The sequence below is a fragment of the Halolamina pelagica genome (assembly GCF_900115675.1).
GTDB classification, from domain to species: domain Archaea; phylum Halobacteriota; class Halobacteria; order Halobacteriales; family Haloferacaceae; genus Halolamina; species Halolamina pelagica.
This window is the reverse complement of the sequence record NZ_FOXI01000012.1, coordinates 50449-75506: the sequence shown is the minus strand read 5'-3', so window position 1 is coordinate 75506 and position 25058 is coordinate 50449. Positions and strand designations below refer to the sequence as shown.

28 protein-coding genes and 1 tRNA gene are annotated in these 25058 nt (G+C 70.0%); 18 read left to right on the top strand and 11 right to left on the bottom strand.

Going from position 1 to position 25058, the window contains the following annotated elements; genetic code table 11:
• The 3 genes from BMZ83_RS13145 to BMZ83_RS13135 form a co-directional block, all read left to right on the top strand.
• On the top strand, positions 1-781 hold a 781-nt coding region (locus tag BMZ83_RS13145), incomplete at its 5' end, for a succinylglutamate desuccinylase/aspartoacylase family protein (RefSeq protein ID WP_074879433.1).
• Between the two features lie 45 nt (positions 782-826).
• Positions 827-911: transfer RNA gene (locus tag BMZ83_RS13140), tRNA-Leu, on the top strand.
• 227 nt (positions 912-1138) lie between these two features.
• Positions 1139-1327 carry a hypothetical protein gene (locus BMZ83_RS13135; protein WP_074879430.1) on the top strand — a complete coding sequence of 63 codons (189 nt, stop codon included), beginning with the start codon at positions 1139-1141 and terminating at the stop codon, positions 1325-1327.
• Between the two features lie 214 nt (positions 1328-1541).
• Here BMZ83_RS13135 and BMZ83_RS13130 read toward each other — a convergent pair whose 3' ends face one another.
• Together BMZ83_RS13130 and BMZ83_RS13125 are read right to left on the bottom strand one after the other, a co-directional pair.
• A complete protein-coding gene (locus tag BMZ83_RS13130) occupies positions 1542-2897 on the bottom strand; it encodes an LLM class flavin-dependent oxidoreductase (RefSeq protein ID WP_074879427.1) in 1356 nt (451 codons plus the stop codon).
• A gap of 152 nt (positions 2898-3049) precedes the next feature.
• The gene (locus tag BMZ83_RS13125) at positions 3050-4270 is read right to left on the bottom strand and encodes a carboxylate--amine ligase (RefSeq protein WP_074879424.1); all 1221 of its coding nucleotides are present in this window, start codon (positions 4268-4270) and stop codon (positions 3050-3052) included.
• A 141-nt stretch (positions 4271-4411) separates the two neighbouring features.
• On the opposite strand from BMZ83_RS13125, the gene BMZ83_RS13120 reads away from it, so the two are divergent.
• Together BMZ83_RS13120 and BMZ83_RS13115 are read left to right on the top strand one after the other, a co-directional pair.
• Positions 4412-4936, top strand: coding sequence for a DUF5813 family protein (locus BMZ83_RS13120; protein ID WP_074879422.1), 525 nt, complete (start codon positions 4412-4414; stop codon positions 4934-4936).
• A gap of 137 nt (positions 4937-5073) precedes the next feature.
• The gene (locus BMZ83_RS13115) at positions 5074-5394 is read left to right on the top strand and encodes a hypothetical protein (protein ID WP_074879419.1); all 321 of its coding nucleotides are present in this window, start codon (positions 5074-5076) and stop codon (positions 5392-5394) included.
• Position 5395: 1 nt separating this feature from the next.
• Here the strand turns inward: BMZ83_RS13115 and tmk are convergent, their stop codons facing one another.
• Positions 5396-5989, bottom strand: a complete 594-nt coding sequence (gene tmk / locus BMZ83_RS13110) for a dTMP kinase (protein ID WP_074879416.1) — start codon at positions 5987-5989, stop codon at positions 5396-5398.
• Positions 5990-6090: 101 nt separating this feature from the next.
• Between tmk and BMZ83_RS13105 the strand changes: the two genes are divergently transcribed.
• The 4 genes from BMZ83_RS13105 to BMZ83_RS13090 all read left to right on the top strand — a co-directional run bounded on the left by BMZ83_RS13105 (position 6091) and on the right by BMZ83_RS13090 (position 10170).
• Positions 6091-6978, top strand: coding sequence for a complex I NDUFA9 subunit family protein (locus tag BMZ83_RS13105; protein ID WP_074879413.1), 888 nt, complete (start codon positions 6091-6093; stop codon positions 6976-6978).
• A gap of 86 nt (positions 6979-7064) precedes the next feature.
• Positions 7065-8729, top strand: a complete 1665-nt coding sequence (locus BMZ83_RS13100) for a sensor histidine kinase (protein ID WP_074879410.1) — start codon at positions 7065-7067, stop codon at positions 8727-8729.
• A 38-nt stretch (positions 8730-8767) separates the two neighbouring features.
• Entirely contained in the window at positions 8768-9520 is a 753-nt protein-coding gene (locus tag BMZ83_RS13095; protein WP_074879405.1) for an MBL fold metallo-hydrolase, read from the top strand.
• A gap of 2 nt (positions 9521-9522) precedes the next feature.
• Positions 9523-10170 (top strand): DNA-3-methyladenine glycosylase family protein, encoded by a 648-nt coding sequence (locus tag BMZ83_RS13090; protein WP_074879448.1) that lies wholly within the window; start codon positions 9523-9525, stop codon positions 10168-10170.
• Positions 10171-10186: 16 nt separating this feature from the next.
• Here the strand turns inward: BMZ83_RS13090 and BMZ83_RS13085 are convergent, their stop codons facing one another.
• The 4 genes from BMZ83_RS13085 to BMZ83_RS13070 form a co-directional block, all read right to left on the bottom strand.
• Entirely contained in the window at positions 10187-10834 is a 648-nt protein-coding gene (locus BMZ83_RS13085; RefSeq protein ID WP_074879400.1) for a hypothetical protein, read from the bottom strand.
• A gap of 65 nt (positions 10835-10899) precedes the next feature.
• A complete protein-coding gene (locus BMZ83_RS13080; protein ID WP_074879397.1) occupies positions 10900-11682 on the bottom strand; it encodes a helix-turn-helix transcriptional regulator in 783 nt (260 codons plus the stop codon).
• A gap of 76 nt (positions 11683-11758) precedes the next feature.
• The gene (locus tag BMZ83_RS13075) at positions 11759-12415 is read right to left on the bottom strand and encodes a DUF4396 domain-containing protein (protein ID WP_074879394.1); all 657 of its coding nucleotides are present in this window, start codon (positions 12413-12415) and stop codon (positions 11759-11761) included.
• A gap of 43 nt (positions 12416-12458) precedes the next feature.
• Positions 12459-12851: a CopG family ribbon-helix-helix protein gene (locus BMZ83_RS13070; RefSeq protein WP_074879391.1), complete on the bottom strand. Its 393-nt coding sequence runs from the start codon at positions 12849-12851 to the stop codon at positions 12459-12461.
• Positions 12852-12946: 95 nt separating this feature from the next.
• On the opposite strand from BMZ83_RS13070, the gene BMZ83_RS13065 reads away from it, so the two are divergent.
• From BMZ83_RS13065 to BMZ83_RS13045, 5 genes are all read left to right on the top strand, one after another.
• A complete protein-coding gene (locus BMZ83_RS13065; RefSeq protein ID WP_074879389.1) occupies positions 12947-13774 on the top strand; it encodes a hypothetical protein in 828 nt (275 codons plus the stop codon).
• A 107-nt stretch (positions 13775-13881) separates the two neighbouring features.
• The gene (sdhC, locus tag BMZ83_RS13060; RefSeq protein ID WP_074879385.1) at positions 13882-14274 is read left to right on the top strand and encodes a succinate dehydrogenase, cytochrome b556 subunit; all 393 of its coding nucleotides are present in this window, start codon (positions 13882-13884) and stop codon (positions 14272-14274) included.
• A 1-nt stretch (position 14275) separates the two neighbouring features.
• Entirely contained in the window at positions 14276-14644 is a 369-nt protein-coding gene (locus BMZ83_RS13055; protein WP_074879382.1) for a succinate dehydrogenase, read from the top strand.
• Positions 14645-14647: 3 nt separating this feature from the next.
• Positions 14648-15541, top strand: coding sequence for a succinate dehydrogenase/fumarate reductase iron-sulfur subunit (locus BMZ83_RS13050; RefSeq protein ID WP_074879378.1), 894 nt, complete (start codon positions 14648-14650; stop codon positions 15539-15541).
• Between the two features lie 2 nt (positions 15542-15543).
• The gene (locus BMZ83_RS13045) at positions 15544-17391 is read left to right on the top strand and encodes an FAD-binding protein (RefSeq protein ID WP_074879377.1); all 1848 of its coding nucleotides are present in this window, start codon (positions 15544-15546) and stop codon (positions 17389-17391) included.
• A gap of 78 nt (positions 17392-17469) precedes the next feature.
• Here the strand turns inward: BMZ83_RS13045 and BMZ83_RS16950 are convergent, their stop codons facing one another.
• The 3 genes from BMZ83_RS16950 to BMZ83_RS13035 form a co-directional block, all read right to left on the bottom strand.
• Positions 17470-17628, bottom strand: coding sequence for a DUF7563 family protein (locus BMZ83_RS16950; RefSeq protein ID WP_166623270.1), 159 nt, complete (start codon positions 17626-17628; stop codon positions 17470-17472).
• A gap of 131 nt (positions 17629-17759) precedes the next feature.
• Entirely contained in the window at positions 17760-19061 is a 1302-nt protein-coding gene (locus BMZ83_RS13040; protein WP_074879374.1) for a dihydroorotase, read from the bottom strand.
• Positions 19062-19085: 24 nt separating this feature from the next.
• Complete coding sequence (locus BMZ83_RS13035; protein WP_074879371.1) at positions 19086-19820, bottom strand: lipoate--protein ligase family protein; 735 nt, start codon at positions 19818-19820, stop codon at positions 19086-19088.
• 53 nt (positions 19821-19873) lie between these two features.
• Here BMZ83_RS13035 and BMZ83_RS13030 point away from each other — a divergent pair, with 53 nt between their 5' ends.
• Together BMZ83_RS13030 and BMZ83_RS13025 are read left to right on the top strand one after the other, a co-directional pair.
• A complete protein-coding gene (locus BMZ83_RS13030; RefSeq protein WP_074879368.1) occupies positions 19874-20794 on the top strand; it encodes a hypothetical protein in 921 nt (306 codons plus the stop codon).
• A gap of 42 nt (positions 20795-20836) precedes the next feature.
• Positions 20837-21325, top strand: coding sequence for a PaaI family thioesterase (locus tag BMZ83_RS13025; RefSeq protein WP_074879363.1), 489 nt, complete (start codon positions 20837-20839; stop codon positions 21323-21325).
• Between the two features lie 16 nt (positions 21326-21341).
• Here the strand turns inward: BMZ83_RS13025 and BMZ83_RS13020 are convergent, their stop codons facing one another.
• Positions 21342-21911 carry a cysteine hydrolase family protein gene (locus tag BMZ83_RS13020; RefSeq protein WP_074879361.1) on the bottom strand — a complete coding sequence of 190 codons (570 nt, stop codon included), beginning with the start codon at positions 21909-21911 and terminating at the stop codon, positions 21342-21344.
• Between the two features lie 87 nt (positions 21912-21998).
• Here BMZ83_RS13020 and BMZ83_RS13015 point away from each other — a divergent pair, with 87 nt between their 5' ends.
• The gene (locus BMZ83_RS13015; RefSeq protein ID WP_074879358.1) at positions 21999-23648 is read left to right on the top strand and encodes an Hvo_1808 family surface protein; all 1650 of its coding nucleotides are present in this window, start codon (positions 21999-22001) and stop codon (positions 23646-23648) included.
• A gap of 31 nt (positions 23649-23679) precedes the next feature.
• A complete protein-coding gene (locus BMZ83_RS13010; RefSeq protein WP_074879355.1) occupies positions 23680-25014 on the top strand; it encodes an Hvo_1808 family surface protein in 1335 nt (444 codons plus the stop codon).
• Positions 25015-25058 lie beyond the last annotated feature (44 nt).

The window sequence follows — 25058 nt, the reverse complement described above, 5'->3', positions numbered from 1 at the left end:
GGACGACTTCTCGGGCACGCTGGTCGCCGTCCCCGTGGCCGACCCGATCACGTTCGACCGCGTCTCCTACACCGCGCCGGAGCCGCTGGACTCGGTGAACGCGAACATGAACCGCTGCTGGCCCGGCGACGAGGACGGGACGCTCCACGAGCGCATGGCGGCGACGCTCTGGGAGTACGCCGGCGACGCCGACGCCATCGTCGACCTCCACACCGGCGGGCTGGAGATGCTGTCCCACACCGTCTACCTGAAAGGCGACGCCGAGTGCCGCGCGCTCGCGGAGGCGTTCAACATCGACCTGCTGCTCGCGGAGGCGGCGGGCGAGGACGCCGACGCGGAGTGGGAGGACCGCGACTTCGGCGGCAAACTCCGCGTCGCCGCGACACAGGAGGGGATCCCGACCATCACGCCCGAACTCGCCCACAACACCGAACTGGTCGAGGACGCCATCGACGCCGGCCTCGCCGGGATGCTCGACGTGCTCCGACACCTCGACATGCTGCCGGGCGAGCCCGCGCCGACGAACGCGACGATCGCGCGCAACCACCTCGGCCGGGTGAAGGCCGCCGACTCGGGGCTGTTCCACGTCGACGGCCCGGTCGGACTCGGTGACTACGTCGAACCGGGCGACTACGTCGGCACGGTCTACGACCCCACGAGCTACGAGGCGCTACAGGAGGTGACCGTCGACCGCGAGGGGATCGTCTACTCGCTGGAGAAGGAGGCGACGGTGACCGCCGGCTCGACGCTGGTGGGGGTGGCGCTGCTGCTCGAGGAGTAGCGGGACCGAAACCGACTTCCGGGCCTGCGGGGAACCTCCGTTCGCGCGAGGGTGGCCGAGTCAGGACAAAGGCGGCGGGCTTAAGACCCGCTCCCGTAGGGGTCCGTGGGTTCGAATCCCTCCCCTCGCATTTTTCGGCGCGACCGTCGGGAGCGCCGTGAAAGTCGTCACAGGAGTGGTTTCGAAGCAGGGGAAGTCGCGCGCAGCGAAGCGAGCACGTCCGACGGTGTTTCGAACCCCTCCCCTCGCGTTCTCTCCGAGAATTCATCCGGTTTCGGCGCCGTTCCGCCTGTTCAGCCCCATCGACGCCACTGGGCACAAACTCTTTGAAGCCGGATCTAATTATATGTAATTACGATGCCCTCGGTCAGTGGACTCTCGCGGCCGGACCTCCAGCTCCTGTTCATTCCGTTCGCGCTTCTCTCCGGGGTTCTCGCGGCGGCCCTCTCACCGCTGTCGATCAGCGTCGGTGCCGGCGCGGGCTCGGTGCTCGCGAGCCTCGCCGTCGTCGACGGCGTCGCGCTCAACCCGCCGACAGCGGACTGACGGCGCCGAGGCTACTCGAGTTGACGTGTAGCGAAAACGGGCCGCGCCGCTGCGAAAAAGCGCGGCGGCGCGAGCCCGGTTGGTCCCCGCTGACGCTTCGGCCCTCCAAAGCGAAGCGTCACCTGAACCAAGTGGGTGGAACAACTTAAACCTATTCGCTACCGGAACGTCGGCCGTTCCACCCGCGGGAAACCGACGTAGTTCGTCGGGTTCCTCACTGGCGAGCCGGGTGGTGTTCGGGGAGGCGTCGCTGCCCCTCGCCGTAGAGCCGTTCGCGCAGGGTGTCACCCTCGTACTCGGTCCGGAACAGGCCCCGGTCCTGCAGTTCCGGCACCACCTGGTCGACGAAGTCGTCGAGGCTCCCGGTGCGGACCGCCTCCTTCACGTTGAACCCGTCGACGCCGACCTCCTCGTGCCAGTAGACGAGTTCGTCGGCGACCTGTTCCGGCGTGCCGACGACGATGGGGGAGGTGGAGCCGAGCCCGGAGAATTCCGCGACCTCGCGCACGGTCCACTCGCGGTCGGGATCGGACTGCGTGAACGCGTTCATCGTCCCCTGGATCGCCTGGGTCTCGATGTGCTCGACCTTCTGGTCGGGATCGAGTTCGGAGAGGTCCATGTCGAGGAAGCCCGAGAGCAGTGCCAGCGTCGACTCGACGTCGATGGACTCCGTGAGCGCCTCGTACTTCGCCTCCGCTTCCTCTTCCGTCGGCGCGACGATCGGGACGATCCCGATGAAGAAGGCGATCGAGCCCTCGTCGCGCCCGGCCGCTTCGGCGCGCTCTTTCACGTCGTCCATGTACTCCACGACCCCTTCCTCGGTCGGCTGGGAGCAGAACACCGCCTCGGCGTTGGCGGCGGCGAAGTCCCGCCCGTACTCCGAGGAGCCGGCCTGGTAGATCACGGGCGTGCGCTGGGGCGACGGCTCGGAGCCGTGGGGCCCGGGCACGTCGAAGAACTCGCCCTCGTGGTCGATACTGTGGACCTTCTCCGGGTCCGTGTAGCGCCTCGAACCGGCGTCCCGAAGCACGGCGTCGTCCTCCCAGGACTCCTCCCAGAGCGCGTAGCACACGTCGAGGAACTCCGCGGCGCGCTCGTAGCGCGTCTCCTTCTCCATGCGCTCGTCGAGGCCGAGGTTGTCGGCGGCCGACTCGAGGTAGGAGGTGACGACGTTGAACGCCACCCGGCCGTCGGTGAGGTGGTCGAGCGTGGAGAACTCCCGGGCGAGCTGGTAGGGGTGGTTGTAGGTCGTGGACTTGGTGATCGCGAACCCGAGGTCGTCGGTGACCTCCGCCATCGCGGGCACGGCCAACGCGGGGTCGTTCGAGGGCGTCTGGACGGCCTTCTCGATCGCGGTCTCGCGGTCGCCGCCGTAGACGTCGTAGATGCCGCGCACGTCGGCGAAGAACACGGCGTCGAAGTTGCCGCGCTCGGCGGTGCGAGCCACGTCGGTCCAGTACTCCCGATCGGTGTACTCGGCCGAGCGGTCGCCGTCCCGGCGCCACGTGCCGGGCGAGACGTGCTCGACGGAGTTCATCGTGAAGAGGTTGAGGTGAAGGCGGTCGCTCATCTTGGGTCGGGAGAGGGGCTCCGTCGGTTAGGAACCACCGGATGCCGGCGAAAGGATGGGGTTTCGTGGATACATCCGTACGACGATGACCGATCTAGACCATCGGTAGCGTCGACGGCGTCGACGGCCACGAACACGTGCGGCCGTCCACTTCAACAGGAGCAGTAGTACTCCCGATCCGTGAACTCGGTGTCGAGCAACTGCGCCGTCGGCGCCGGGTCGCTCGGCCGGTAGACCCCCGTCGTCAGGTCGCCGCCAGTCTCGAACGCGCCCGAGACGAGCGCGGTCCAGTCCTCGGTGTCCAGCACGTCCCAGAACGCCTCAGCGGTCGAAAGCAGGGTCAGGTAGTCCCGCAGGTACACCCAGCGACCGTCGTCGATCTCGCCCGGGTCGAAGGACTCGCCCACGGCGTCGGCGTAGGCGGCGTAGGGCAGGTTCGCGCCCGCCGAGACCGGCAGCGAGATCCACTTCCAGGGCCGGGTGTTGATGTCCAGCAGCACGTACTCCTCGCGGTCGGCGTCGTAGACGAACTCCGACTCGCTGATGCCGTGGTAGCCGGCGTCCTCGATCACCGAGAGCGCGCGGGCCTCGATCTCGGGGGCGTCGACGGTCTCGACCAGACACGAGGTGCCGAACTCCAGCGGGAAGCGCACGGCGGCGTTCCCGACCACCGCGAGTGGGTCACCCTCCGCGGGCACGTAGGAGGCCAGCGAGCGGTCCTTCCCGGTCGCGATGTTCACTTTCTCCTGCAGCATCACCTCGACGCCCGCGGCCGCGGCGGCGTCGAGCACGTCGTGGAGCTCCTCGCCGGTCGCCACCTCGACGACGTTGCTGCCGAGCGCCTCCTCGCCCTCGCGCTTGCGGGCGGGCTTGACGACGAGCGGGAACCCGAGTTCCTCGGCGGCCGCGTCGGGGGCGGTCTCGCTCGGGAAGTACGTCTCGGGGTGGGGGACGCCGAGTTCCTCGGCGCGGCGGTAGAGCCGGCTCTTGTCCAGCACGCTCACGTGGTTCTCCCACGGCAGGACCACGTTCTCGACGCCGGCGTCGGCGAACCCGTGGACCCACTCGTCCATGCAGCCGAACGCGACGACCTCGCCGGCGGCGTCGGCGATCGCGGCAAGGTCTTCCGCGAACCCCGCCGGATCGTCCAGCGGGTAGCGGACTTCGCCCGCGAAGTCGATCGCGTCGGAGGGGTGGGCGACCCCGTCGCCGACCTGGTCGACGGCGATAACGGGCACGTCGTGGGCGTCGAGCGCGCGGGCGACGCTCAGCCCCGTGATGTGTGCGTTCGCGACGACGGCGGGCGTACGGTCGAACTCGGCGTTGTCGACGGCGGCGACGAGCGCGTCGGTGTCGAGGAACTGCTCGGCCATACCCGCCCTACCGGGTCGGTCGGGGAAAAGCCCCGCCGAACCGGCACGCGGGCGACCGTATCCCGGTCGCTCGCGCCCGTCGGCGACGAGTACCCCGCCGGAAGGGACGCGCTTATTCGGCGCAACCACCTGTCTCGGTGTATGAGCGAGCTGCCCGACAGAGCCCGGCGAGCGTTCCGCGACCACGACGCCTTCGAGGCCGACGACGACGCCCCGGACCGGTTCATCGCCACGGCCACGCCCTTCGAGGGCATCGTCGCCGCGTCGCCCGCCGACGGCGGCCGGATCGAGTTCGACGTGACCGTCCGCGCGCCGATGCTCGACGAGGTGACCGAGGACGACGTAGCACCGGTCGTCGAGGAGGGATGGTACGAGACGTTCGAGCGCCGCGTCGGCAACGTTGGCGGCGGCGTGCTGGCCGGCGACAACGTGCCGGACCCCGCCGTGACCGAGACCACCCACCAGGGGAGACGGAGCGCGGAGGTCACCGTCTCCTTCGCGGATATCGACCCCCGACGCGGCGTGAACGACGCCGCCGCGCTGGTCGACTTCGTCGAGGGAACGTACGTCCAGGGCGTGATCCCCGGCTACGAGTACACCGAGCCCGTGGCGGGAATCCTGGCCGAGGCGCGGCGGGCCGGTGGTAGCGACGGTGTGGAACAGTAGGAGTCGGCGACGGACAGCCGACGGTATCGAGGAGTCGGGGTCGGCGACTGACGGCCGACGGCATCGAGGAGTGATCGTCGCCGTGCGCTCACCCGACAGCGACAACGAAAAGGTCACGCGGCGCCGAGAGGCAGGCAATGGCTTCGGTGCTCTCGGTCGCGTTCCTGCTCGTCGTCCTCGCGGCGCACACCCTGGTCGCGGCAGTGTTGACGCGCTACTTCCGTATCGCGCTCGACACCCGCGGGGGCGCCGCCGTGTTCACCGCCACCGCCATCCCCATCGTGTTGCTGGCGTCGACGTACCTGTTCTCGGGGCTGCTCAGCCTCGGGCCGGAGCTGGGGAGCCCGGCCGTCGTGCTCACGCTGTTGGTCGCGGTTCCGGTAGGGATCGGGGCGCTCGTCGACGTACTCTACGTCCCGCCGCCGGAGACCGTCGACCTGCCCGAGAGCTGGGAGTGAGCTACGACTGCGATCCGCGTAATCGATCGACGACGTCCTCCACCGTGTCGATCACCGCTTCGGGCGACTGCGTGCCGTCGACGCGCACGAACCGCTCTGGCTCGGCGTCGATCAGCCGTTCGTAGTTCGACTCCACCTGCGCGAGGAAGGCGGCGTCCTCGAACTGGTTGGTCGAACCGCTTCGGGCCGCTGCCGTCTCCGGGTCCACGTCGATGTAGATCGTCTTGTCCGGCTCGCGAGTGAACGCCGAGTGGATGCCGCGGATGTACTCCATCGGCCGCGTGAGGTCGCTACCCGAGAGTGCGGCGGCCTGGTAGGCGTACCGCGAGTCGGAGTAGCGGTCCGAGATCACCAGTTCGTCGTTCTCGAGTGCGGGCCGGATCGTCCGCGAGAGGTGGTCGGCGTGGTCGGCGGTGAACAGGAACAGCGTCGCTAGCGGGTCGGCGCCGTCGTCGTCGATGGCGCGGTTCACGGCCTCGCCGTACCACGACTCGGTCGGCTCCCGGGTGAACGTCGCCTCGGGGTGGGAGTCGTGGAGGGCCTCCCAGACGGTCGTCTTGCCGCTGCCGTCCAGCCCCTCCAGCGTGATGAGCATGGGCGGAGGGTGTTCGGCCCGGGATTAAGGCGCGTCGGTTCGCCCGATTCGGGTGCCGCTGGCGCCCGGCTTTAAGGTGGGTGCGCGTCAATCGATTACGTATGAACGTACTCGTCGCCGGCGGAGACGGCTTCATCGGTCGTCCGCTCTGTGCTGAACTCGCCGATCGCGGCCACGACGTGACCGCGATGTCACGCAGCACGCCCGAGGAGCCCCTCCCGGAGGGTGTGAGCCACGAGACGGGCGACGTGACCGACTACGACTCGATCGAGCCGGTCGTCGACGGCCACGACGCGGTGGTCAACCTCGTCGCGCTCTCGCCGCTGTTCAGCCCGACGGGCGGCGAGGAGCAGCACTTCTCGATCCACCTCGAGGGGACGCGCTACCTCGTCGCGGCTGCCGAGGAGACGGGCGCGGACCGATTCCTCCAGCAGAGCGCGCTCGGGGCCGACCCCGACGGACCGACCAACTACATCCGGGCGAAGGGCCAGGCCGAGGAAGTCGTGCGGGACTCCGGCCTCGACTGGACGATCACCCGGCCCTCGGTGGTGTTCGGCGAGAGCGGCGAGTTCGTGAAGTTCACCAAACTGCTCGCGCCCCCCTACGTCACGCCGCTGCCCGGCGGGGGGAAGACGCGGTTCCAACCGATCCACGTCGGCGACCTCGTGCCGATACTCGCCGACGCGCTGGAGGCGGACGAGCACGTCGGCCGGACGTACGACATCGGCGGCCCGGAGAAGCTCACGATGGCCGAGGTGGCGCGGCTGGGCCACCGCGCCGACGGCCGGGGGGTGAACGTGCTGCCGATCCCGATGCCGATGGCGAAGATCGGGCTCTCCGTCCTCGACTACGTCCCCGGGTTCCCGTTCGGCGCCGACCAGTACCGATCGCTGCAGATGGACAACACCGTCGACGACAACGACGTGTCGGCGTTCGGCGTCGACGAGGGCGACCTGACGACGCTCTCGTCGTTCCTCGATCTCGACTGACGCACGCGGCCGGTTTCGGGTCGTCAGGAACGGCTCGCCGTTGCCCATCGTTTTTTATCACGGCATCGTGACACCCCAGTCGTAGGATGCCGTGGTCCCCGGGACTCCCGTCGCTGGTTCTCTTCGGTATCAGCCTGCTCTCGGCCCTCCTCGCGGTCGCGGTCCGGCGTAACCGGAACGAACGCTACGTCGGCGGCTTCGTCGCGATCGTCGCCGTCATCGGGACGTGGGTGCTGAGCTACGGCGTCCAACTCGGGTTCGACAGCCGGGCCGCCCAGCTGCCGTGGTGGCAGCTGACCCTCGCCGTCGCGGGGTTCATCCCGACGGCGTGGCTGCTGTTCACCCTGCGCTACGCCGGGAAGCACGCGTGGCTCACCCGCCCGGCCCGCTGGACGATGGTGTCCGAGCCGATCGTCTTCGCGGCGTTCGTGCTCACCAACCCGACCCACCGGCTGATCTGGACCGACCTCGAGCTGCCCGCCGGCGCCCCGGTCCGGGTGTTCGCGCCGGAGTTCGCGGTCGGCTACTACGTCCACATCGCCTACGCCTACGCGATCATCGCGTTCGGGACGTATCTCGTGCTGCAAACCGCCGCCCGCTCCTCGGATCTCTACCGGCGGCAGGCGGGCACGCTGCTCGCCGCGGTGGTGCCGCCGACCGCGGCCCAGGCCGCGTTCACGATCCGGGCGAGCCCGGTGCCGGGGCTGGACCTGACCCCCTTCACGTTCGGCGCCACGGTCGCATTCGCCGGCGTCTCGCTGTTCCGGTTCGACCTGCTCGACCGGACCCCGATCGCCCGCGAGGCGGCGCTGGACGTGGTGGGCAACGGGCTGGTCGTGCTCGACGCCGAGGGGGTGGTTGTCGACGCCGACGAGCGCGCCCGGCGCGTGCTCACGCCGGCGCCCGAGGCCGGCACCCACATCTCGACGGTGTTCCCCGACACCCCGCTGGAACGGCTCTCGGGGACCACCGTCGAGGGCGAGGCCGCGGACATCCGGCGGACCTACGAGGTGCAGGTCTCGCCGCTCCGTGATGCCGAGGGCCAGCTCAGCGGTCACTCGCTGGTGCTTCGGGACGTGACCGACCGCCGCGCGTACGAACAGCGCCTGCAGGTCGCGAACCGGGTGCTCCGACACAACCTCCGCAACGACATGAACGTCGTCCACGGGCTCGCCGGGCGGATCGAGTCCGGCGACGCCGACGACCCCGCGGCGGTCGCCGCTCACATCCAGTCGAAAGTCGACGGCGTCGTCGAGACGAGCGAGAAAGTGCGGGAGATGACCCGGACGGAGCCGACCTCGGTCGACGAGGCGACGCCGACGGACCTGGCCACGGTCGTCGAGGCGGTCGTCGCGGATTTCGACCCCGAGTGCGCCGTCGTCCTCGAGTGTGAGGTTTCGCGGGCTTGCGCGGCCGTCGCCGACGAGTCCGCGCTCGTGACCGCGCTGTCGAACCTGCTCGAGAACGCCGTCGAGCACAACGAGTCCGACGAGCCGTGGGTGCGCGTGACCACGGGACAGCACGGCGACCGGACGTGTCTCCGGGTCGTCGACGACGGCCCGGGGCTCCCCGAGGAGGAGCGGGAGGTACTCAGACGCGAGGCCGAGACGCCGCTCAAACACAGCCGGGGGCTCGGCCTCTGGCTCGCCTCCTGGAGCGCCCGCGCGGCCGGCGGCGAACTCACCCTCGAGTCCAGCAGGTCCGACGGGACGGCGGTCCGCATCGACTTCCCCCCGGCCGGCCGGGACTGACCACACAGCCTTTCCCCGCAGGCCGCACAGCCCCGGGTATGCGCGTCACGCTACTGGGCACGGGGAGCGCCATGCCGCTGCCCGACCGCGTCCAGACCGGCCTGCTGCTCGAACGCGACGACCGCGCGCTGCTCGTCGACTGCGGCGCCGGCGTCCTCAACCGCCTCGCGAACACCGACGTCGGCTACGAGGGCGTCTCGACGGTGCTGTTGACCCACCACCACCTCGACCACGTCAGCGACCTGCTCGCGCTGCTGAAGGCGCGCTGGCTCGCCGGCGAGACCCACCTCGAAGTCGTCGGGCCCTCCGGAACCAAGGCGCTGCTCGACGACCTCCTCTCGGTCCACGATTACCTCGACGGGCGGGTGGACCTCTCGATCCGCGAGGTCGGCACCGGGGCCGAGTTCGAGGCCGCCGGGTTCGAGATCGCGACCCACGAGACGGTCCACTCGATGGACTGTCTGGCCTACCGGTTCGCCGGGGCCGACGACGAGGCGGCCTTCACCTTCGGCGCCGACGGCGAGGCGAGCGCGTCGATCGCCCGGTTCGCCGACGGCTCGGACACGCTGCTCCACGACTGCTCGTTCCCGGACGAGGTCGACGTGGACAACCACCCGACGCCCACGCAGTTGGGCGAGGCGCTGGCCGGGGTCGACGTCGACCGCCTGCTGCTCACGCACCTCTACCCCCACACCGAGGGGAAACACGACGAGATGATCGAGAGCATCGAGCGCGCCGGCTTCGACGGCGACGTGGCGGTCGCCGAGGACGGGATGCGCTTCGAGGTGTGAGCGTGACGGACTCGCTCGAAACCGGCGCCGACGAGGCGTACGAGCGCCTCCAGGGGGACGCGTACCTCGGCCCCATCGCCGCCGAGGTCGGCCCGGTCTCGCTCGACCCCGCCGAGGACGCCTTCGAACGGCTGATCGTCTCGATCCTCCGCCAGCAGGTGTCGGTGGCGTCGGCGGCTGCGACCCGCGAGCGCCTGTTCGACGCCGTCGACGTGACGCCCGAAGGCATCCGCGCGGCCGAGGACGAGGTCCTGCGCGACGCCGGACTCTCCAGTCAGAAGACGCGGTACGTCAACGAGATCGCCGACGCGTTCCACGAGCAGGGCTGGACCCGGGAGGCGTTCGCCGCGATGGACGAGGCCGAGGTGCGGGCGACGCTGACCGACATCACCGGCGTCGGCCCGTGGACGGCCGACATGTTCCTGCTGTTCGTCCTCGGTCGCCCGGACGTGTTCCCCGTCGGCGACCTCGGGGTGCGGCAGGGGTTGCAGACGCTGGTCGATCACCACGGCGAGGATCCCGAGATGACCCGCGGGGAGATGACCGAGTTCGCCGAGCGCTGGGCGCCGGTGCGGAGCTACGCGGCGCTGTACCTCTGGCAGGTCCAGGAGAAACTCGGCGAGCGCGTCGGTGACGTTGTCGAGGACTGAGGGCCACGCTTCTGTCTCACCGCCCGGCCAGCCAGTGATCGACGCCGACGATTCCCGCTCCGAGCGTCCCGATTCCGGCACCGAGGCCGAGGACGTAGCGCCGTGCTCCCGGCGCTGGCTCTGTCGTCGTCGTGCAGGTCGTCGTCGCCGTCGACCCGATTTCGCCCTCCTCGGCGGTGCTCGTCCCGGTACAGGTCTCGCTGGTCACCGTCGGCTGGGCGGCGACGCCCTGTACGACCAGCAGCAGGCCGAGGAGGAGCAACCCCGCGGCGACGGCGTCGCGAAAGCGACCGAGGCGCTGGTTCTCGTCGGCTCCCCCATCGCCGCCAGCCTCGGGGCCGACGCGCCGCTCCAGCGCCCCGCCAAGCACGACGGCGACGACCGCGAACAGGTAGAAGGTGGCCGCGAGGCCCGCGTCGAAGACGACGGGACCGCTGACCGACAGCACTTCCGCGACGGCGTAGGCAACGTGTTCCACCCCCAGCAGGCCGTCGTAGGTCACCATCGAGACGAGGTACGCCGGGAGGAACAGCGGGTAGAGGAGGTAGCCCAGTATCGGGACGGCGCTCGGGAGGAACCACCCAGCCGCGAGGCACGCGAACAGGAATAGCGTCGTCCGGTCGGTGAGAGCCGACGTGACGGTGTGGAGGACATCTCTCGCCATACTCGCCGTTCGTGTTGTGCGGGTATTACGACTCCTGCCGGCAGCGGTGACAGGGGCTGTCGCCCCTACGCCGAGTCGAGGGCTCCCGGCGACGTGACGCGTCGAGCGTCCGCACGGAGCGCCTCGAACAGCCTCTCCCCCCACGCCAGCAGGTCCGGGTCGGTCGCGTGGAGGCAGGCCTGCAGGTGGCCGTCGTCGTAGGCACCCAGCAGGAGCGAGTCCTCGTCGAGAGTCAGGCCGAACGGAACCGGGTCGTCGCGGACGAACAAGTCGAGCGGGCCGGCCCGGAGCACCGCCGCGAACTCCAGCGGGTTCAGTTCCCTCGCTCGCTGGGCCGTCGTCGTCGACAGCAGCAGTTCCGTGTCGACGCCACGCAGCGCCAGCGCAGCGTGAGCCTCGTGGAACGCCCGCGAGAGCACCGGCGAACAGACCCGAACCCGGTTACCATCCATCTCCCGGAGGCGCTCGGTGTAGGCGTGGATCGGCGCCTGCGGGTCCGCTTCGGAGGCGGTCACGAGGTCGCCGGCGAGGAGGTCGGGCGGTGGGGCGTGGACAGGGCCGAGGTGGGTGAGCAACGGCGCGTACTCGTCGATGCGTGCCAGTCGCTCGAGGTAGTCAGCGTGCGTTCGGGCGACGCAGTCGCCGGCAGCGGTGAGACGGTAGCCGTCGGAACAGCGTTCGATCCAGCCGCGGTCCTCGAAGGCCGCGAGGTTCCGCTGGATGCTCCGGCGGGCAGGGTCGAGGTCTCTGACGAGCGTCGAGGGCGCCGCCGGGGCGTCGCGCAGGCGGTCGAGGAGGGCAAGCCGGTCCGGCGAGTCCGCGAGGAACCGGGCGGTGTCGTCGGCCATGGCCGGCGGGTCGGTGCCGAGCGAAATAAGTCCTCGCGGGATGCGGACGGTGCTCGCGGCGGCTGTCGACGCCGAACTACATCGCCGAGGGGTCGCCCATCCCTTCCTTCACACCCAGGTGGAGCAGCCCCAGATTGATCGGGTAGGCCGCGAGGAAGCCCAGCGAGAGCGACACCGCCAGCGACGCCCAGAACACCGGTTCGCCCATCGTCGCCTCGCCGGCGAGGTAGATGTCGGAGCCGATGGCGACCGTCTCCATCGCGACGATGCTGCCGGACTCGCTGTACACCGCGTCCGCGAGCGCCTCCCGGATCCCGACGCCCTCTTGCATGAGCGGGCCGACGGTGAACGCGACGCCGAAGAGGTACGCGAACGTGAACGTCACGGCGACGACGCCGACGGTGTTCAACAGCAGGATGCCGGCCGCGAGCGTGACGCCGAGCACCTCGCCGACGCCACAGCCCGAGTAGCAGTGGGCCGTCGAGCGCATCCCGCGGCGCAGGAACGTGTCGTCGGGGATCTGACTCCGGCCGCTGTACCAGTAAACCGCGAGGCCGAGTACGCCGGAGTAGAGCACCGTGAGCGTCCAGACCAGCTTCATCATCGACGGCAGTTTCCGGTTGTTCCGACGCAGGTCGAACCAGAGCACCCCCACGGAGACGAGGGAGACGGCAACCCACGCGAGCACCAGTTCCAGCGTCACGAGCTCGTGGAACGCCTGCTGGAGACTCATCGTGGATGAGTTGTCCGCCCAGCGGTTTGGGCGTGGTGGCCGGTTAGCCGGTCGGTTGGAGGAACATCACGTTCACTCGCCCGACAGCGTCGAAATCCCGGAGCGCGTGGACGAGTTCGCGGATGCGGCCGGCGTCGCCGGTGCAGAACACCGTCTCCAGACACCAGTCGCCGTGGTGGAGGTGCTGGGTGGTACCGATCACGTCCTGATACTCGTGCTGGACGGTGTGGAGGTCGCCGATGACGAGCGTGTGCTCGTAGTCGAACGCCAGCGCGGCGACGGCGTCGCCGTCGATCGACGCGAGGGTGGTGTGGCGCTCGACGTACTCCTGCATCGCCTCCCGCACCGCCCGCGAGCGTGACTCCATCCCCTGTTCCTGCCACGTCTCGTCGAACTCCTCCAGCACGTCGCTCGGGACGTTCAAGCTCGTTCGCACAGTCCGACTGGACCGGCGGCACACTTAGCGGTTATTACGCCCCGCCGGGTTCGGTCTTAACAACCCCTAAACCCCTGTCCGGTCCCGTTTCGACCATGCTCCACGGCGAAGCGTTCGGCCTGCTCGTCGGCGCCGTCGCGCTCGGCGCCGTCCACGGCGTCGAACCCGGCCACGGCTGGCCGGTCGCGGCCTCCTACGCGCTGGATCAGTCGAACAAGTGGCTCTACGGCTTCGCGGCCAGCCTGATCCTCGGGATCGGCCATCTGATCAGCAGTATCGCGATGGTGGGGGCGTTCTTCTACGCGAAGTCGTACTTCAGCCTCACCCAGGTCAACGAACCCATCACGGTCCTCGAGGGCGTGACCATCGGCGGCCCGGTGAGCCTGGTCGCGGGGGTGCTGTTGATACTGCTCGGCCTGCGGGAGTATTACGGCGGCCACGGCCACGGCGACGACGGGCACGGTCACGCTCACGACGATCACGGCCACGACGATCACGAGAACGCGCACGACCACGACGCCGACGACCACGAGCACGCACACGGCGAGCACAGCCACGACGACGGCTGGGTGGCCCGCATCAGGACGGTACTCCCCTTCGTCGGCGGCCACGCCCACGAAAGCGGCGACGAGGCCGCCGAGCGCGGCCTGTTCGGGATCGCCTGGTTCGCGTTCCTGCTCGGGTTCGCACACGAGGAGGAGTTCGAGATCATCGCGCTCTGTGCCGGCTCCACCCACTGTCTGGAGCTGATGAGCGCCTACGCACTGACGGTGATCGTCGGGATCGTTGGCTTCACGATGCTGCTGGTCGCGGGCTACGAGCACTACGAGGAGCGCGTCGAGCGGTACACCCCCTATCTGCCGGTCTTCTCCGCGATCGTGCTGATCGCCATGGGACTCGGGTTCGTCTCGGGGCTGTTCTGAACGGTCGGCGAGTCGAGCCCGGGGGACGCCGAGGGGAACACGTTCGGTGGATGGCGTGACCGATACGGTAACTTCTATACCCCCTCCGGACCGAGTGATCCTGTTACATGAGTCAGTCGTACGATCGGGGAACCGTCGAGGACTTCGGGCGGTGGCGCTCCTTCACCGCCGGCATGTGGGCGTGGCTGTTCCACAAGTTCACCGGCTGGGTCCTCATCGGCTACCTCTTTACACACATCGCCGTGCTCTCGACGGCACTGACCGGCGAGGCGGCGTACAACGACACTATCGTCGGGCTGGAAAGCCTCGCCATCGTGCGCCTGCTCGAGGTCGGGCTGCTCGCGGTGGCGGTGTTCCACATCCTCAACGGGGTCCGCCTGCTGTTCATCGACCTCGGCACGGGACTCGAGGCACAGGAGGAGAGCTTCTACGCGTCGCTGGTGATCACGGGTGCGATCACGATCGCCAGCGTCCCGACGTTCGTCTCAGGGGTGTTCTGAGATGGCCGAACACTACTCCTCGTTCGACCGCTCGGGGACGAAGTGGCTGCTACAGCGCGTCACGGCGGCCTTCCTGGTCGTCGTGCTCGCGTTCCACTTCTTCCTCCTGCACTTCGTGAACCACGCCGCCGACGTGACGTTCGCCGGCACGTCCGCCCGGATGAGCACGTGGACGTACTTCTCGCTGATGGTGCTGTTCCTGCTGACGGCGACGTTCCACGGCGTCAACGGCGTCCACAACGCCATCGTCCACCGGGACGGCATCGACGGCTGGAAGCAGACCGCCGTGACGGCGGTGCTGGTCGTCGCCAGCCTGATCATGGTCGTGCAGGGGCTGCGAACCGCGCTCGTCTGGACGAACCTGTTCTAACACATGAGTACACAACCCGACCAAACCGACGACGAGACCGAATCGACGCCGGAGCCGGACGCCGAACCGGAGCCGGAGTCCCCCGGCGAGCGCCGACGCGCCGAGAAGGCGGCCCGCGCCGAAGCCGCGGAGGAGGAAGCGGCCGACGCGGAGCCGGACCTCGGCGACGACGCGATCACGCTGAAGGTGTTCCGCTACGACCCCGAGGTCGAGGGGAAGACCGAGCCGCGCTTCGACACGTTCCGGATCCCCTTCACGAAGGGGATGACCGTGCTCGACGCGCTGATCGAGGCGCGGGACACGTACGACTCCTCGCTCACGTTCCGGCACTCCTGCCGGCAGGCGGTCTGTGGCTCCGATGCCCTGTTCATCAACGGGCGCCAGCGCCTCGGCTGCCAGACCCAGATCGCCGACCTCGACGGCGACGTGGTCCGGGTCGAACCGCTGCCCCACCAGGACGTGGTGAAAGACCTCGTCGTGGACATGGAGCACTTCTACGACCAGATGGAGGCGGTCGAGCCGTACTTCCAGACCGACGAGACGCCCGACGGCGAACTGGAGGAGCAGTTCCAGACGCCCGAGAACCGGGAGGAGATCAAGATGTCCACCCGGTGTATCTGGTGTGGCGCCTGCATGTCCTCCTGCAACATCGCCGCCGACGAGAACGAGTACCTCGGACCCGCGGCGATCAACAAGGCCTACCGGTTCGCGATGGACGAGCGGGAGGGTGAGAACATGAAGGAGCACCGCATGGAGCTGATCGAGCAGGAGAACGGCGTCTGGCGGTGCCAGACCCAGTTCTCGTGTACCAACGTCTGCCCGAAGGACATCCCGCTGACCGAGCACATTCAGGAGCTCAAGCGGGAGGCAGTCAAATCCAACCTGAAGTTCTGGTAAGCATGAGAGAGTACGACGTCATCGTGGTCGGTGCCGGCGGCGCGGGCCTGCGTGCGGCGATCGCCGCACAGGAGGCCGGCGCGGACGTGGCGATGGTGACCAAGCTCCACCCCGTCCGGTCGCACACCGGCGCGGCGGAGGGCGGCATCAACGCGGCGCTCCGCGAGGGCGACGACTGGCACGACCACGCCTACGACACGATGAAGGGCTCGGACTACCTCGGCGACGCCCCCGCGGTGGAGGCGCTGACCCGCGAGAGTCCGAAAGAGACGATCCAGCTCGAAAACTGGGGGATGGCGTTCTCCCGCGACGAGGACGGACAGGTCTCCCAGCGGCCGTTCGGCGGCCTCTCCTTCCCGCGGACGACCTACGCCGGCGCCGAGACCGGCCACCACATGCTCCACACGATGTACGAGCAGGTGGTCAAGCGGGGCATCGAGGTGTACGACGAGTGGTACGTCACCCGCCTCGCGGTCTCCGACGAGGACGAACCCGAGGAGCGCGACTGCCACGGCGTCGTCGCCTACGACATCAAGCGCGGCGAGATCGAGGGGTTCCGCGCCCGCGACGGCGTGATCCTCGCGACCGGCGGGCTCGGGCAGGTGTACGACCACACCACCAACGCCATCGCCAACACCGGCGACGGCGTCGCGATGGCCTACCGCGCCGGCGTCCCCATCGAGGACATGGAGATGATCCAGTTCCACCCGACGACGCTGCCGTCGACGGGGGTGCTCATCTCCGAGGGGGTCCGCGGCGAGGGCGGGATCCTCTACAACAGCGAGGGCGAGCGGTTCATGTTCGAACACGGCTACGCCAACAACGACGGCGAGCTCGCCTCGCGTGACGTGGTCTCCCGGGCGGAACTCAACGAGGTCAACAACGGCCGCGGGATCGAGGACGAGTACGTCCACCTCGACATGCGCCACCTCGGCGAGGACCGGATCCTCGACCGCCTGGAGAACATCCTCCACCTCGCGGAGGACTTCGAGGGCGTCGACGGGCTCGAGGAGCCGATGCCGGTCAAGCCCGGCCAGCACTACGCGATGGGCGGCATCGAGACCGACGAGTGGGGCGCCACCTGCGTCGGCGGGCTCTACGCCGTCGGCGAGTGTGCCTGCGCCTCGGTCCACGGCGCCAACCGGCTGGGCGGCAACGCGCTGCCGGAACTCGCAGTCTTCGGCGCCCGCGCCGGCCGCCACGCCGCCGGCGACGTGGACGAGGAGGCGAAGATCACCACCGGCTGGGACGAGGACAGCGAGGAGGGCGAGAACGTCTCGCCCGTCGCGCTCGGCGAGGCCGGCCTCCCGTCCGCGGAGAAGGGGGCGCTCGCTGACGGCGGTGCGACCGCCGAATCCGCCGGCGACGCCGGCGTCGTCGAGGAGGCCGTCCAGGCCGAACGCACCCGCGTTCACTACCTCCTCGAGAAGGAGGAGGGCGTCAACCACGCCGAGGTCCGGGAGGACGTCCAGCGGACGATGACCGAGAACGTGAACGTGTTCCGCGAGGAGAGCGCGCTGAAGGACGCCCTCGGGGACATCCGCGAGGCGCGCAAAGAGTACCAGCACGTCACGGTCGAGGACCCCTCGCGGACCTACAACACCGACCTGATCCACACCATCGAGACGCGGAACCTGCTCGACGTGGCCGAGGCCATCACCGTCGGCGCGCTCGCCCGTGACGAGTTCCGCGGCGCCCACTGGCGCAAGGAGCACCAGGAGCGCAAGGACGACGAGTGGCTCAAGCACACGATGCTCTCCTGGAACGACGGCAGCCCCGGCCTCTGGTACAAGCCGGCCGTCCTGGAGGGCGAAGACAAGACGTACGAACCCAAGGAGCGTAGCTACTGAGCGATACGCGTCGTTTTACGGATCGTCGCGGGGAGCGCCCGCGACCGAACTAGTTCCGAGCCCCGTTGCCGTCGGCTATCAGTTCCCTCGCGTCGATCGTGCCGCACGTACGTCGCTCCCGTCCCGAATCTTGTCCTCACAGGAGGGGCAGACTCGCGGCGTCTCCTGCCCCTCGGGCGTGAACACCCGGACGTACCGTCGCGTGACGAACGAATTACAGTTTTGGCATTCGGGCATCGTTCCTATTTATATGATAGTGCATGTAAAGCTTGCCTTGCGTGACCCTCTCAGCCGGGGTCCACGATGGCGCCGTCAGGCGTCGTCCCGCGTCGCGATCCGACCTGCGGAACCCGCCCGTCCCTCGCTGCTTACTCGCGCACGTTCCGCCCCAGCCCCGCGGTGAACCGGTCGCCGGCGCGGCCGTCGTAGACGACGCTGCCGTCGACGACCGTGAGTTCGGGGAACACCGCCTCGCGGCCCTCGAAGGGGGTCCAGTCACACTTCGTGTGCAGCGCGTCGGCGCGGATCGGTTCGGCGTCGTCGAGGTCCACCAGCGTGAGGTCGGCGTCGTACCCCTCCTCGACCCGGCCCTTGGCGTCGAGGTCGAACCGCTCGGCGGGGGTCGCGGCGACGAGTTCGACGACGCGTTCGAGCGGCAGGTCGCCGTCCCGGACCTCCCCCAGCAGCAGCGGGAGCATCGTCTCGACGCCCGGTACGCCCGAGGGGGCGTCCCAGAGCCCGGCCTCCTTCTCGGCGGTCGTGTGGGGCGCGTGGTCGGTCGCGATCACGTCGACCGTCCCGTCGACGACGAAATCGTACAGTTCCTCGCGGCGGGCCTCGCTCCGGAGCGGCGGGTTCATCCGCCCGAACGTGCCCAGCTCGTCCAGATCCTCGCGGGAGAGCAGCAGGTGGTGCGGGGTGACTTCGGTGCTCATCCCCGCCTCGGCGGCGTGCTCGGCGGCCTCCGGCGTCGACGTGTGGGCGACGTGGATGTCGACGCCCGCGTCCGCAGCGGCCTCGCAGGCGGCCTCGACGGCCGCGATCTCGGCCTCTGCGGTGCGGTACTGGCTCCACAAGTCGGCGTTGGCCTCGCGCCCCGTCCCGCCGGCGTCGCCGTCGCGGGCCGACTCGTCGAACCGGTCGGCGTCCTCGGCGTGGACGGTCACGGTGACCCCGGCGTCGGCGGCCTCGGCCAGCGCGTCGCCGAACAGCTCCTCGTCGATCCCCATGTCGCCGGTCGAGTCGGCGAGGAACACCTCGCCCAGCGCGAACACCGGGCGGGAGAGTAGCGAGTCGGGGTCCCACTCGTCGTTGACGCCGCCGTTGATGCCGTAGTTGACCGCCGCGTTGGCCGCGAACTCGGCCTTCTCGTCGAACGCCGTGCCGTCGACCGTCGGCGGCGTGGTGTTGGGCTGGTCGACGACGGTCGTGACGCCGCCGGCGGCCGCGGAGCGGGAGCCGGTCGCCCACGTCTCCTTGTGGCCGTGGCCGGGCTGGCGGAAGTGGACGTGTACGTCGATGGCGCCGGGCAGCAGCGTCAGCCCCGTCGCGTCGACGGTCTCCTCGCCGGGGAGGGAGTGGAGCGACTCGGCGATCTCGGCGATGCGGCCCTCGTCGGTGCGAACGTCCCGAACCCGGCCGTCCGGGAGCTCGGCGCCGGTGATGAGCATACGTCCAGTGGGGAGGGGGCTCCCCTAAGCCTCCCGGCTGGTGTCCGTCGCCGCCCGTAACGACTCGACCGATCGCTCGCGGCCGTCGACGATCGCGGCCTCCAGTGCCCGGGCGACGCGTTCGGGGTCGCTCGGCCCGCCCGCGGCCGTGACGCTTCCGACCGAGTCCGGGTCGAACGGCACGTCGAGCGCGTCGTAGACGGGGGCGAGCACGTCACGGATCTCGGCGCGGTCGGCGACGACGACCACGCCCGAGACCATCGCCGCGCCCGCAGTCACTCGCTGGGCGATCCCCGCCAGTTTGCCGGGTCGGCGCCGCTGCTCGTCGGTCGAACACGGCGCCTGCACCGAGTAGTCGCCGGGGCAGAAGGCGTCGGGTGGCTCGCCCCGTTCGGCGTCGACGCCGAGCGACTCCAGCGCGTCGACGACGGTGTCGACGCCGGCCTCGTAGCGGTCGGTGATCCCCGTCCGGCTGTCGTCGGTCGGTTCGAGCGCCGCGAACGCGACGGTCGTGCCGGTGTAGGCGACCGCGCGGCCGCCGACGGAACGCTCGACCGGCGGGAACCCCTGCTCGCTCGCGGCCGCGCGGGCATCGTCGTACCCCGGTTCGTTGGCGTCCCGGCGACCGAACGCGAGGTGGCGGTGTGGCGTCCACGCTCGCACGACCGGCGTGCCGGTGTCGGCGACAGAGTCCAGCAGGTCGCGGGTGCGCTCCCGATCGCCCTCGGGCGTCGACGCCCGCCCGCGGATCACGCGCATGGGCGCAGTCGGGGTCCGACGTACCTAAGCGTGGCCGTCGCCACTCGCCGAGCATGCCCGCGGCCGAGCGCTCACCCGTCCCGCTCCCTGCATCCCTCCTGGATCGCTACGCGCGGTTCTCCTGCTACAACTCCCCCTATCCGGCTCACGACCGTGGCTGTGCGGTCGACCTCTACCCGGACGACGGCACCGCCCCCGCGCCCGTCCCGGGCGAGGTGGTGGCGACGCGGACCGTCGCCTGCCCGGATCGTCCCTACGCCGTCGACGAGGACCACCTGATCGTCCTCGACGTGGCTGACGACTGGGCCGGCGGTCGGGGCGCGGCCCTGCTCGCGCGCGTCCTCCACGTCGATCCGGGCGTCGACGCCGGCGACTGGGTTGCGGCGGGCGACTCGCTGGGCGAGTCGGTGCGCTCGGGCTTCTTCGGGCGCTGGGTCGACGACCACCTCCACCTTGGGTTCCGGCCGGCCGAGGCGAACCCCTACCGCGCGTCGGGATCGCTCCCCGTCGTTCCCGACGTGTCGGTCGCGGGCGCCCAGTGGGACGGAACTGGCGAGGTGACCGAAACCGGGCAGACCTACGTCAGACTCGACGCGCCGGCCCACCCGGATCCCGGGTCGTGGGCGGCGCTTGCGGCCGACGACGGCACGCCGCTGGACGGGGGGCTGGCGCACTACTCGGGCGGGGGCGCGTACCCGAACCGCGGCGTCGACGACGATGCGGCCACCGGACAGGTCTCGCTACTCGGGACCGAGGTCGGCACGGCGACCTCGCGGGCGGGCAGGGGGACCGACGTGGACTGGGCCGAACTCGCGGTCCGCGTCGACGGCGAGCGCGCGACGGGGCTCTCGCTGTTCGCGTCTCGCGACGCGCTCGGCGCGAAGATCGTCTTCCACGAGGGCCACGCGTTCGCCGTCGGCGACGAGGTGGCCGTGACCGTCGCGCCCGCCGAATCGTCGATCCGGCTGGGGTGACGCTCCCGCCGGCTACTTGACCCGTCCCCGCGGACGGTCGGTATGACCGAGGACCTGCCGCCGCTGCCCGACGGGGCTGCCGACTTCATCCGCTACGCGGTCGAGGAGGACCACGGCTACCTCTCGTGGCTCGGCACCGAAGTCGACGCCGTCGAGCGCGGCCGGATCGAACTCACGATCCCGTTCGACGAGAAGCTCACCAACCCCGCCTCGAAACCCACCATCCACGGCGGCGTCGCGGCGACGCTCGTGGACACTGCGGGCGGGCTGGCGCTCCGACTCGCGGCCGACGACCCGCTGGCCACCGACGTCGCGACGGTGAGCCTGAACGTGAACTACCTCCGGCGGGCCACGGGCGATCTGCACGCCGCTGCCGACGTGATCCGGGCCGGCTCCACCATCGGCGTCAGTCGCGTCGACGTGACCAGCACGGTCCCGGAACACGGCGACGACGATCGCGATTGGGGCGTCGACGACGGGGAGGAACGGCTTGTGGCGACGGGACAGCCGTCGTACCGCGTGTTCCGCTGAGTGCTCGGAGGGTGCGCTACGCGAACGTCACCTCGTCCAGTTCGGTCACTTCGCCGAACAGCCAGTCGGCGTGGTCGACCGCGTACTCCTTGTGGTCCTGTTCGATGTACCCCAGCGCGTCCTCGACCAGCACGGGCTTGTAGTCCCGGAGGCCGGCGCTACCGGCGGTGTGGAGCACGCAGACGTTCGCGAGCGTCCCGCAGATGAGGAGGTCCTCGATGCCGTGGGTGTCGAGGTAGCCCTCCAGCCCGGTCCGGTAGAACGCGTCGTAGGTGTGCTTCTCGACGACGTGGTCCGCATCGCGCACGTCGAGGCCGTCGTGGAGTTCGGCGTCCCACGTCCCCTCGACGACGTGCTCGCCCCACCGCTCGAACTCGTCGTAGTAGTGGTTCCCCTCGAACTGCTCCTCGGGGTGGGTGTCCTTCGTGTAGACGACGCTCGCGCCGGCGTCGCGGGCGCTGGCGACGAGCTCGGTCACGGGCTCGATCGCCGCCTCGCTGTCGGGCGCGAACAGGCTGCCCTCCGGGTGACAGAACCCGTTCTGCATGTCGACGACGACGACGGCGGTACTGTCGGGATCGTACATGCCGGGGCGATGGAGCGTCGACGCCTTAGCTTTCTTGGCAGCGAGCCCCGCCGCGGTCTTTTTGCGTGGTCGGCTCAATGTGTGGCTATGCGACGAGTCTCCGCGGTCCTCGCCGTCGCAGTCGTCGTCCTCGCCGGGCTCGCCCCCGTCGCGGCAGCCGCGCCCGCCGCGCCTGCAACCGCCGACGCGGCCGTGGCGTCCGACGGCGTCGACGCGGCGACGCAGGTCGAAAACAACAGCGCGCCCCCGGACCCCGAGACCGACCGGCTGGGCTGGGAGGACGGCTACTGGCACAACGAGAGCATCGCCGTCGACCAGAGCGACGGGATCACCCAGGACGAACTCGACGCCACGATCGCGCGGGCGAAGGCCCGCGTCGAGGTGATCCGCGGCGTCGAGTTCGACATGGACGTGCCGGTCGAGATCGTCCCGCGCTCGGAGTTCGCGAACTCCTCGGGGAACGTCTCCTACAGTGACGCGTTCCGGAGGTTCGACAACACGAAGTTCGAAGCGCTGTTCCTGATCGGTGAGGGTGAGGGCTCGCTCGACGTCCAGCAGGCCAACCGCGGCGCCTCGGTCGCGGGCTACTACAGCCCCGCCGCGGACGCCATCGTGCTCGTCACCGACAACGAGAGCAGCCTCCAGGTGGACGAACTCACGCTCGGGCACGAACTCGTCCACGCGATGCAGGACCAGGAGTTCGACCTCGCCAACTTCACCAGCCAGACCCGCGACGGCGCCAACGCCAACAGCGGGCTGATCGAGGGCGACGCGAACCTCGTCCAGTACCGCTACGAGGAGCGCTGTGGCGAGGGCGGCGCGTGGAACGGCACCTGCCTCCGACCCGACGGGGGCGACGGCGGCGGCGCCTCGCCGCCGAACATGGGCGTCTACTTCCTGAACTACCAGCCCTACAGCGACGGGCCGGCGTTCGTCGCCGAGCAGAAGCGCCAGGGCGGCTGGGAGCAGGTCAACGAGCTGTACGACGCCCCGCCCGAGAGCGCCGAGCAGGTGATCCACCCCGACCGCTACGGCACCGACCCGCCGACTGAGGTCGAACTGGCCGACGAGCACGCCGACGGCTGGGAGCGCGTCCGGCCCGAGCGCCGCACCGACTACGCCGAGGTGGGCCAGTCCGGCGTCGCCGCGATGTTCGCCTACCCGCTCTACGCCGAGGAGGGAGACGTCCAGCGCTACGCGCGGGACGTGGTCGGCCCGAACGCGTGGCTCAACTACACCGACTCCGGCGAGGTCAGTCGCTTCGACCCGCTGAACTACGGGTTCGACGCCGCCGCGGGCTGGGACGGTGACCGGATGCACTTCTACCGGAGCGACGACGGCGAAACTGGCTACGTCTGGCGGCTGGTCTGGGACAGCGACGCGGAGGCGACGGAGTTCCGCGGCGCCTACGAGAGCCTGCTGGCCTACTGGGGCGCCGAACGGGTCGGCGAGGACACGTACCGCATCGCCGACGGCTCGTTCGCCGACGCGTTCCACGTGACCGTCGCGGGCGACACGGTGACGATCGTCAACGCGCCGTCGGTCGACTCGCTGAGCGAGGTCCGCGAGTCGGTCGAGACGGAGGCGTCGACGCCAGCGCCGACCGCGACTGCGGCGCCGGGCGAGGAGACCCCGACGGCGACGGACGCCACGACGACCACCGAGGCCCCCGGCTTCTCCGCCCTCGCCGCGCTGGTGAGCGTCCTGGGCGCGGCGCTGCTGTTCGGTCGTCGGTAGCTCTTTTCCCCTCGCCGGCGCACCCCTCGGTGTGAGGCTTCGACTGCTCGCGGTCGTCTGCTGTCTGGTGCTCGCTGGCTGTGCCGCGCCGGCGGCGCCGTCGCCGACTCCCGAAGCCGACCGACTGGGTGTCGAGAACGGCTACGCGGCGACCGACTCGCTGGCCGTCGACGCGAGCGACGGGCTGAACGAGACCGAACTCGACGCCGTCGTCGCCCGCACGATGGCCCGCGTCGAACTCATCCGCGGGCTGGAGTTCGAGCGGACGGTGCCGGTCGAGGTGATCTCCCGCGAGGAGTTCCTGAACGGGTCGAGCAGCGACACGACCGTCGATTCGCCGTTCGAGCGCGCCCGCGAACAGCGCTACGAGGCGGCGATGCTCGTCGGCGAGAACCGCACCGTCGGCGGCGCGTTCGGCGAGATCTACGGGGGCTCCGTGCTGGGGTACTACTCGCCGTCCGCCGACCGCATCGTGCTGGTGAGCGACAGCGAGACGCCGACGGTCGACCGCGCGACGCTGGCCCACGAACTCGTCCACGCGCTGCAGGACCAGCGGCTCTCGCTGCTGGGCGGCGCCGCCAACCCCGACGTACGGATGGCCGAGACCGGTGTCGTCGAGGGCGACGCCAACTACGTCGAGGCACAGTACGAGGAGCGCTGCGGGGCGGAGTGGGACTGCATCAACCGTCCAAGCGGCGAGGGTGGCGCCTCGATCGCCGACGAGAACCTCGGGCTCTACCTGACCGTCTACGCGCCCTACAGCGAGGGACCGACGCTGGTTCACCGGGTCCGCCAGCGCGGCGGCTGGGCGGCGGTGAACGAGCTCTACGTCCGGCCGCCAGAGTCGAGCGAACAGCTGATCCACCCTTCCGACTACCCGCGTGACCGCCCGGCACGCGTGGTCGTCCCCGACCGCTCGACCGCCGAGTTCGACCGCGCCGGCGCGACGCGGCTGGGCGAGGCGACGCTGTTCGCGATGCTCTGGCAGCAGCGCGCGATCGACCGCGGGACGCTGAGTCGTGATCCCGGACCGTACTCGGCGTACAACTACTCCCACCCCGCCACCGCGGGCTGGGAAGGCGACAAGCTGGTCCCCTACTTCGACGCGGACAGCGACGACCCCGTGGCGGACGGCTACGTCCTCAAGACGCGCTGGGAGACCGAGCGCGACGCCCGGCATTTCGTCCGGGCCTACCGCGGGCTGCTCACCGAGTCGCTGAACGCGACCGCCGGGAACGAGGGCGTCTACCGCGTCGAGAACGGCTCCTTCGAGGACGCGTTCCGCGTCACTCGCGAGGGGCGGACGGTCCGGATCGTGAACGCCCCCACCGTCGACGCGCTGGACGAGGTTCGCCGGGGCGACTGACCGCCGCCGTTCCGCTGTTCTCGGCGCTACCTCCCCACGAGTCG

Excerpts from the sequence above, each read along its gene's own strand:
- BMZ83_RS13120 (WP_074879422.1), top strand. The coding sequence starts at position 4,412 with ATGAGCGAGCTGCCCGACAGAGCCCGGCGAGCGTTCCGCGACCACGAC.
- BMZ83_RS13100 (WP_074879410.1), top strand. The coding sequence starts at position 7,065 with ATGCCGTGGTCCCCGGGACTCCCGTCGCTGGTTCTCTTCGGTATCAGC.
- BMZ83_RS13045 (WP_074879377.1), top strand. The coding sequence starts at position 15,544 with ATGAGAGAGTACGACGTCATCGTGGTCGGTGCCGGCGGCGCGGGCCTG.
- BMZ83_RS13015 (WP_074879358.1), top strand. The coding sequence starts at position 21,999 with ATGCGACGAGTCTCCGCGGTCCTCGCCGTCGCAGTCGTCGTCCTCGCC.
- BMZ83_RS13130 (WP_074879427.1), bottom strand. The coding sequence starts at position 2,897 with ATGAGCGACCGCCTTCACCTCAACCTCTTCACGATGAACTCCGTCGAG.
- BMZ83_RS13085 (WP_074879400.1), bottom strand. The coding sequence starts at position 10,834 with ATGGCGAGAGATGTCCTCCACACCGTCACGTCGGCTCTCACCGACCGG.
- BMZ83_RS13035 (WP_074879371.1), bottom strand. The coding sequence starts at position 19,820 with ATGCGCGTGATCCGCGGGCGGGCGTCGACGCCCGAGGGCGATCGGGAG.
- BMZ83_RS13135 (WP_074879430.1), top strand. The coding sequence starts at position 1,139 with ATGCCCTCGGTCAGTGGACTCTCGCGGCCGGACCTCCAGCTCCTGTTC.
- BMZ83_RS13095 (WP_074879405.1), top strand. The coding sequence starts at position 8,768 with ATGCGCGTCACGCTACTGGGCACGGGGAGCGCCATGCCGCTGCCCGAC.
- BMZ83_RS13125 (WP_074879424.1), bottom strand. The coding sequence starts at position 4,270 with ATGGCCGAGCAGTTCCTCGACACCGACGCGCTCGTCGCCGCCGTCGAC.
- BMZ83_RS13115 (WP_074879419.1), top strand. The coding sequence starts at position 5,074 with ATGGCTTCGGTGCTCTCGGTCGCGTTCCTGCTCGTCGTCCTCGCGGCG.
- BMZ83_RS13105 (WP_074879413.1), top strand. The coding sequence starts at position 6,091 with ATGAACGTACTCGTCGCCGGCGGAGACGGCTTCATCGGTCGTCCGCTC.
- BMZ83_RS13050 (WP_074879378.1), top strand. The coding sequence starts at position 14,648 with ATGAGTACACAACCCGACCAAACCGACGACGAGACCGAATCGACGCCG.
- BMZ83_RS13020 (WP_074879361.1), bottom strand. The coding sequence starts at position 21,911 with ATGTACGATCCCGACAGTACCGCCGTCGTCGTCGTCGACATGCAGAAC.
- tmk (WP_074879416.1), bottom strand. The coding sequence starts at position 5,989 with ATGCTCATCACGCTGGAGGGGCTGGACGGCAGCGGCAAGACGACCGTC.
- BMZ83_RS13025 (WP_074879363.1), top strand. The coding sequence starts at position 20,837 with ATGACCGAGGACCTGCCGCCGCTGCCCGACGGGGCTGCCGACTTCATC.
- BMZ83_RS13065 (WP_074879389.1), top strand. The coding sequence starts at position 12,947 with ATGCTCCACGGCGAAGCGTTCGGCCTGCTCGTCGGCGCCGTCGCGCTC.
- BMZ83_RS13040 (WP_074879374.1), bottom strand. The coding sequence starts at position 19,061 with ATGCTCATCACCGGCGCCGAGCTCCCGGACGGCCGGGTTCGGGACGTT.
- BMZ83_RS13030 (WP_074879368.1), top strand. The coding sequence starts at position 19,874 with ATGCCCGCGGCCGAGCGCTCACCCGTCCCGCTCCCTGCATCCCTCCTG.
- sdhC (WP_074879385.1), top strand. The coding sequence starts at position 13,882 with ATGAGTCAGTCGTACGATCGGGGAACCGTCGAGGACTTCGGGCGGTGG.
- BMZ83_RS13075 (WP_074879394.1), bottom strand. The coding sequence starts at position 12,415 with ATGAGTCTCCAGCAGGCGTTCCACGAGCTCGTGACGCTGGAACTGGTG.
- BMZ83_RS16950 (WP_166623270.1), bottom strand. The coding sequence starts at position 17,628 with ATGCCCGAATGCCAAAACTGTAATTCGTTCGTCACGCGACGGTACGTC.
- BMZ83_RS13055 (WP_074879382.1), top strand. The coding sequence starts at position 14,276 with ATGGCCGAACACTACTCCTCGTTCGACCGCTCGGGGACGAAGTGGCTG.
- BMZ83_RS13080 (WP_074879397.1), bottom strand. The coding sequence starts at position 11,682 with ATGGCCGACGACACCGCCCGGTTCCTCGCGGACTCGCCGGACCGGCTT.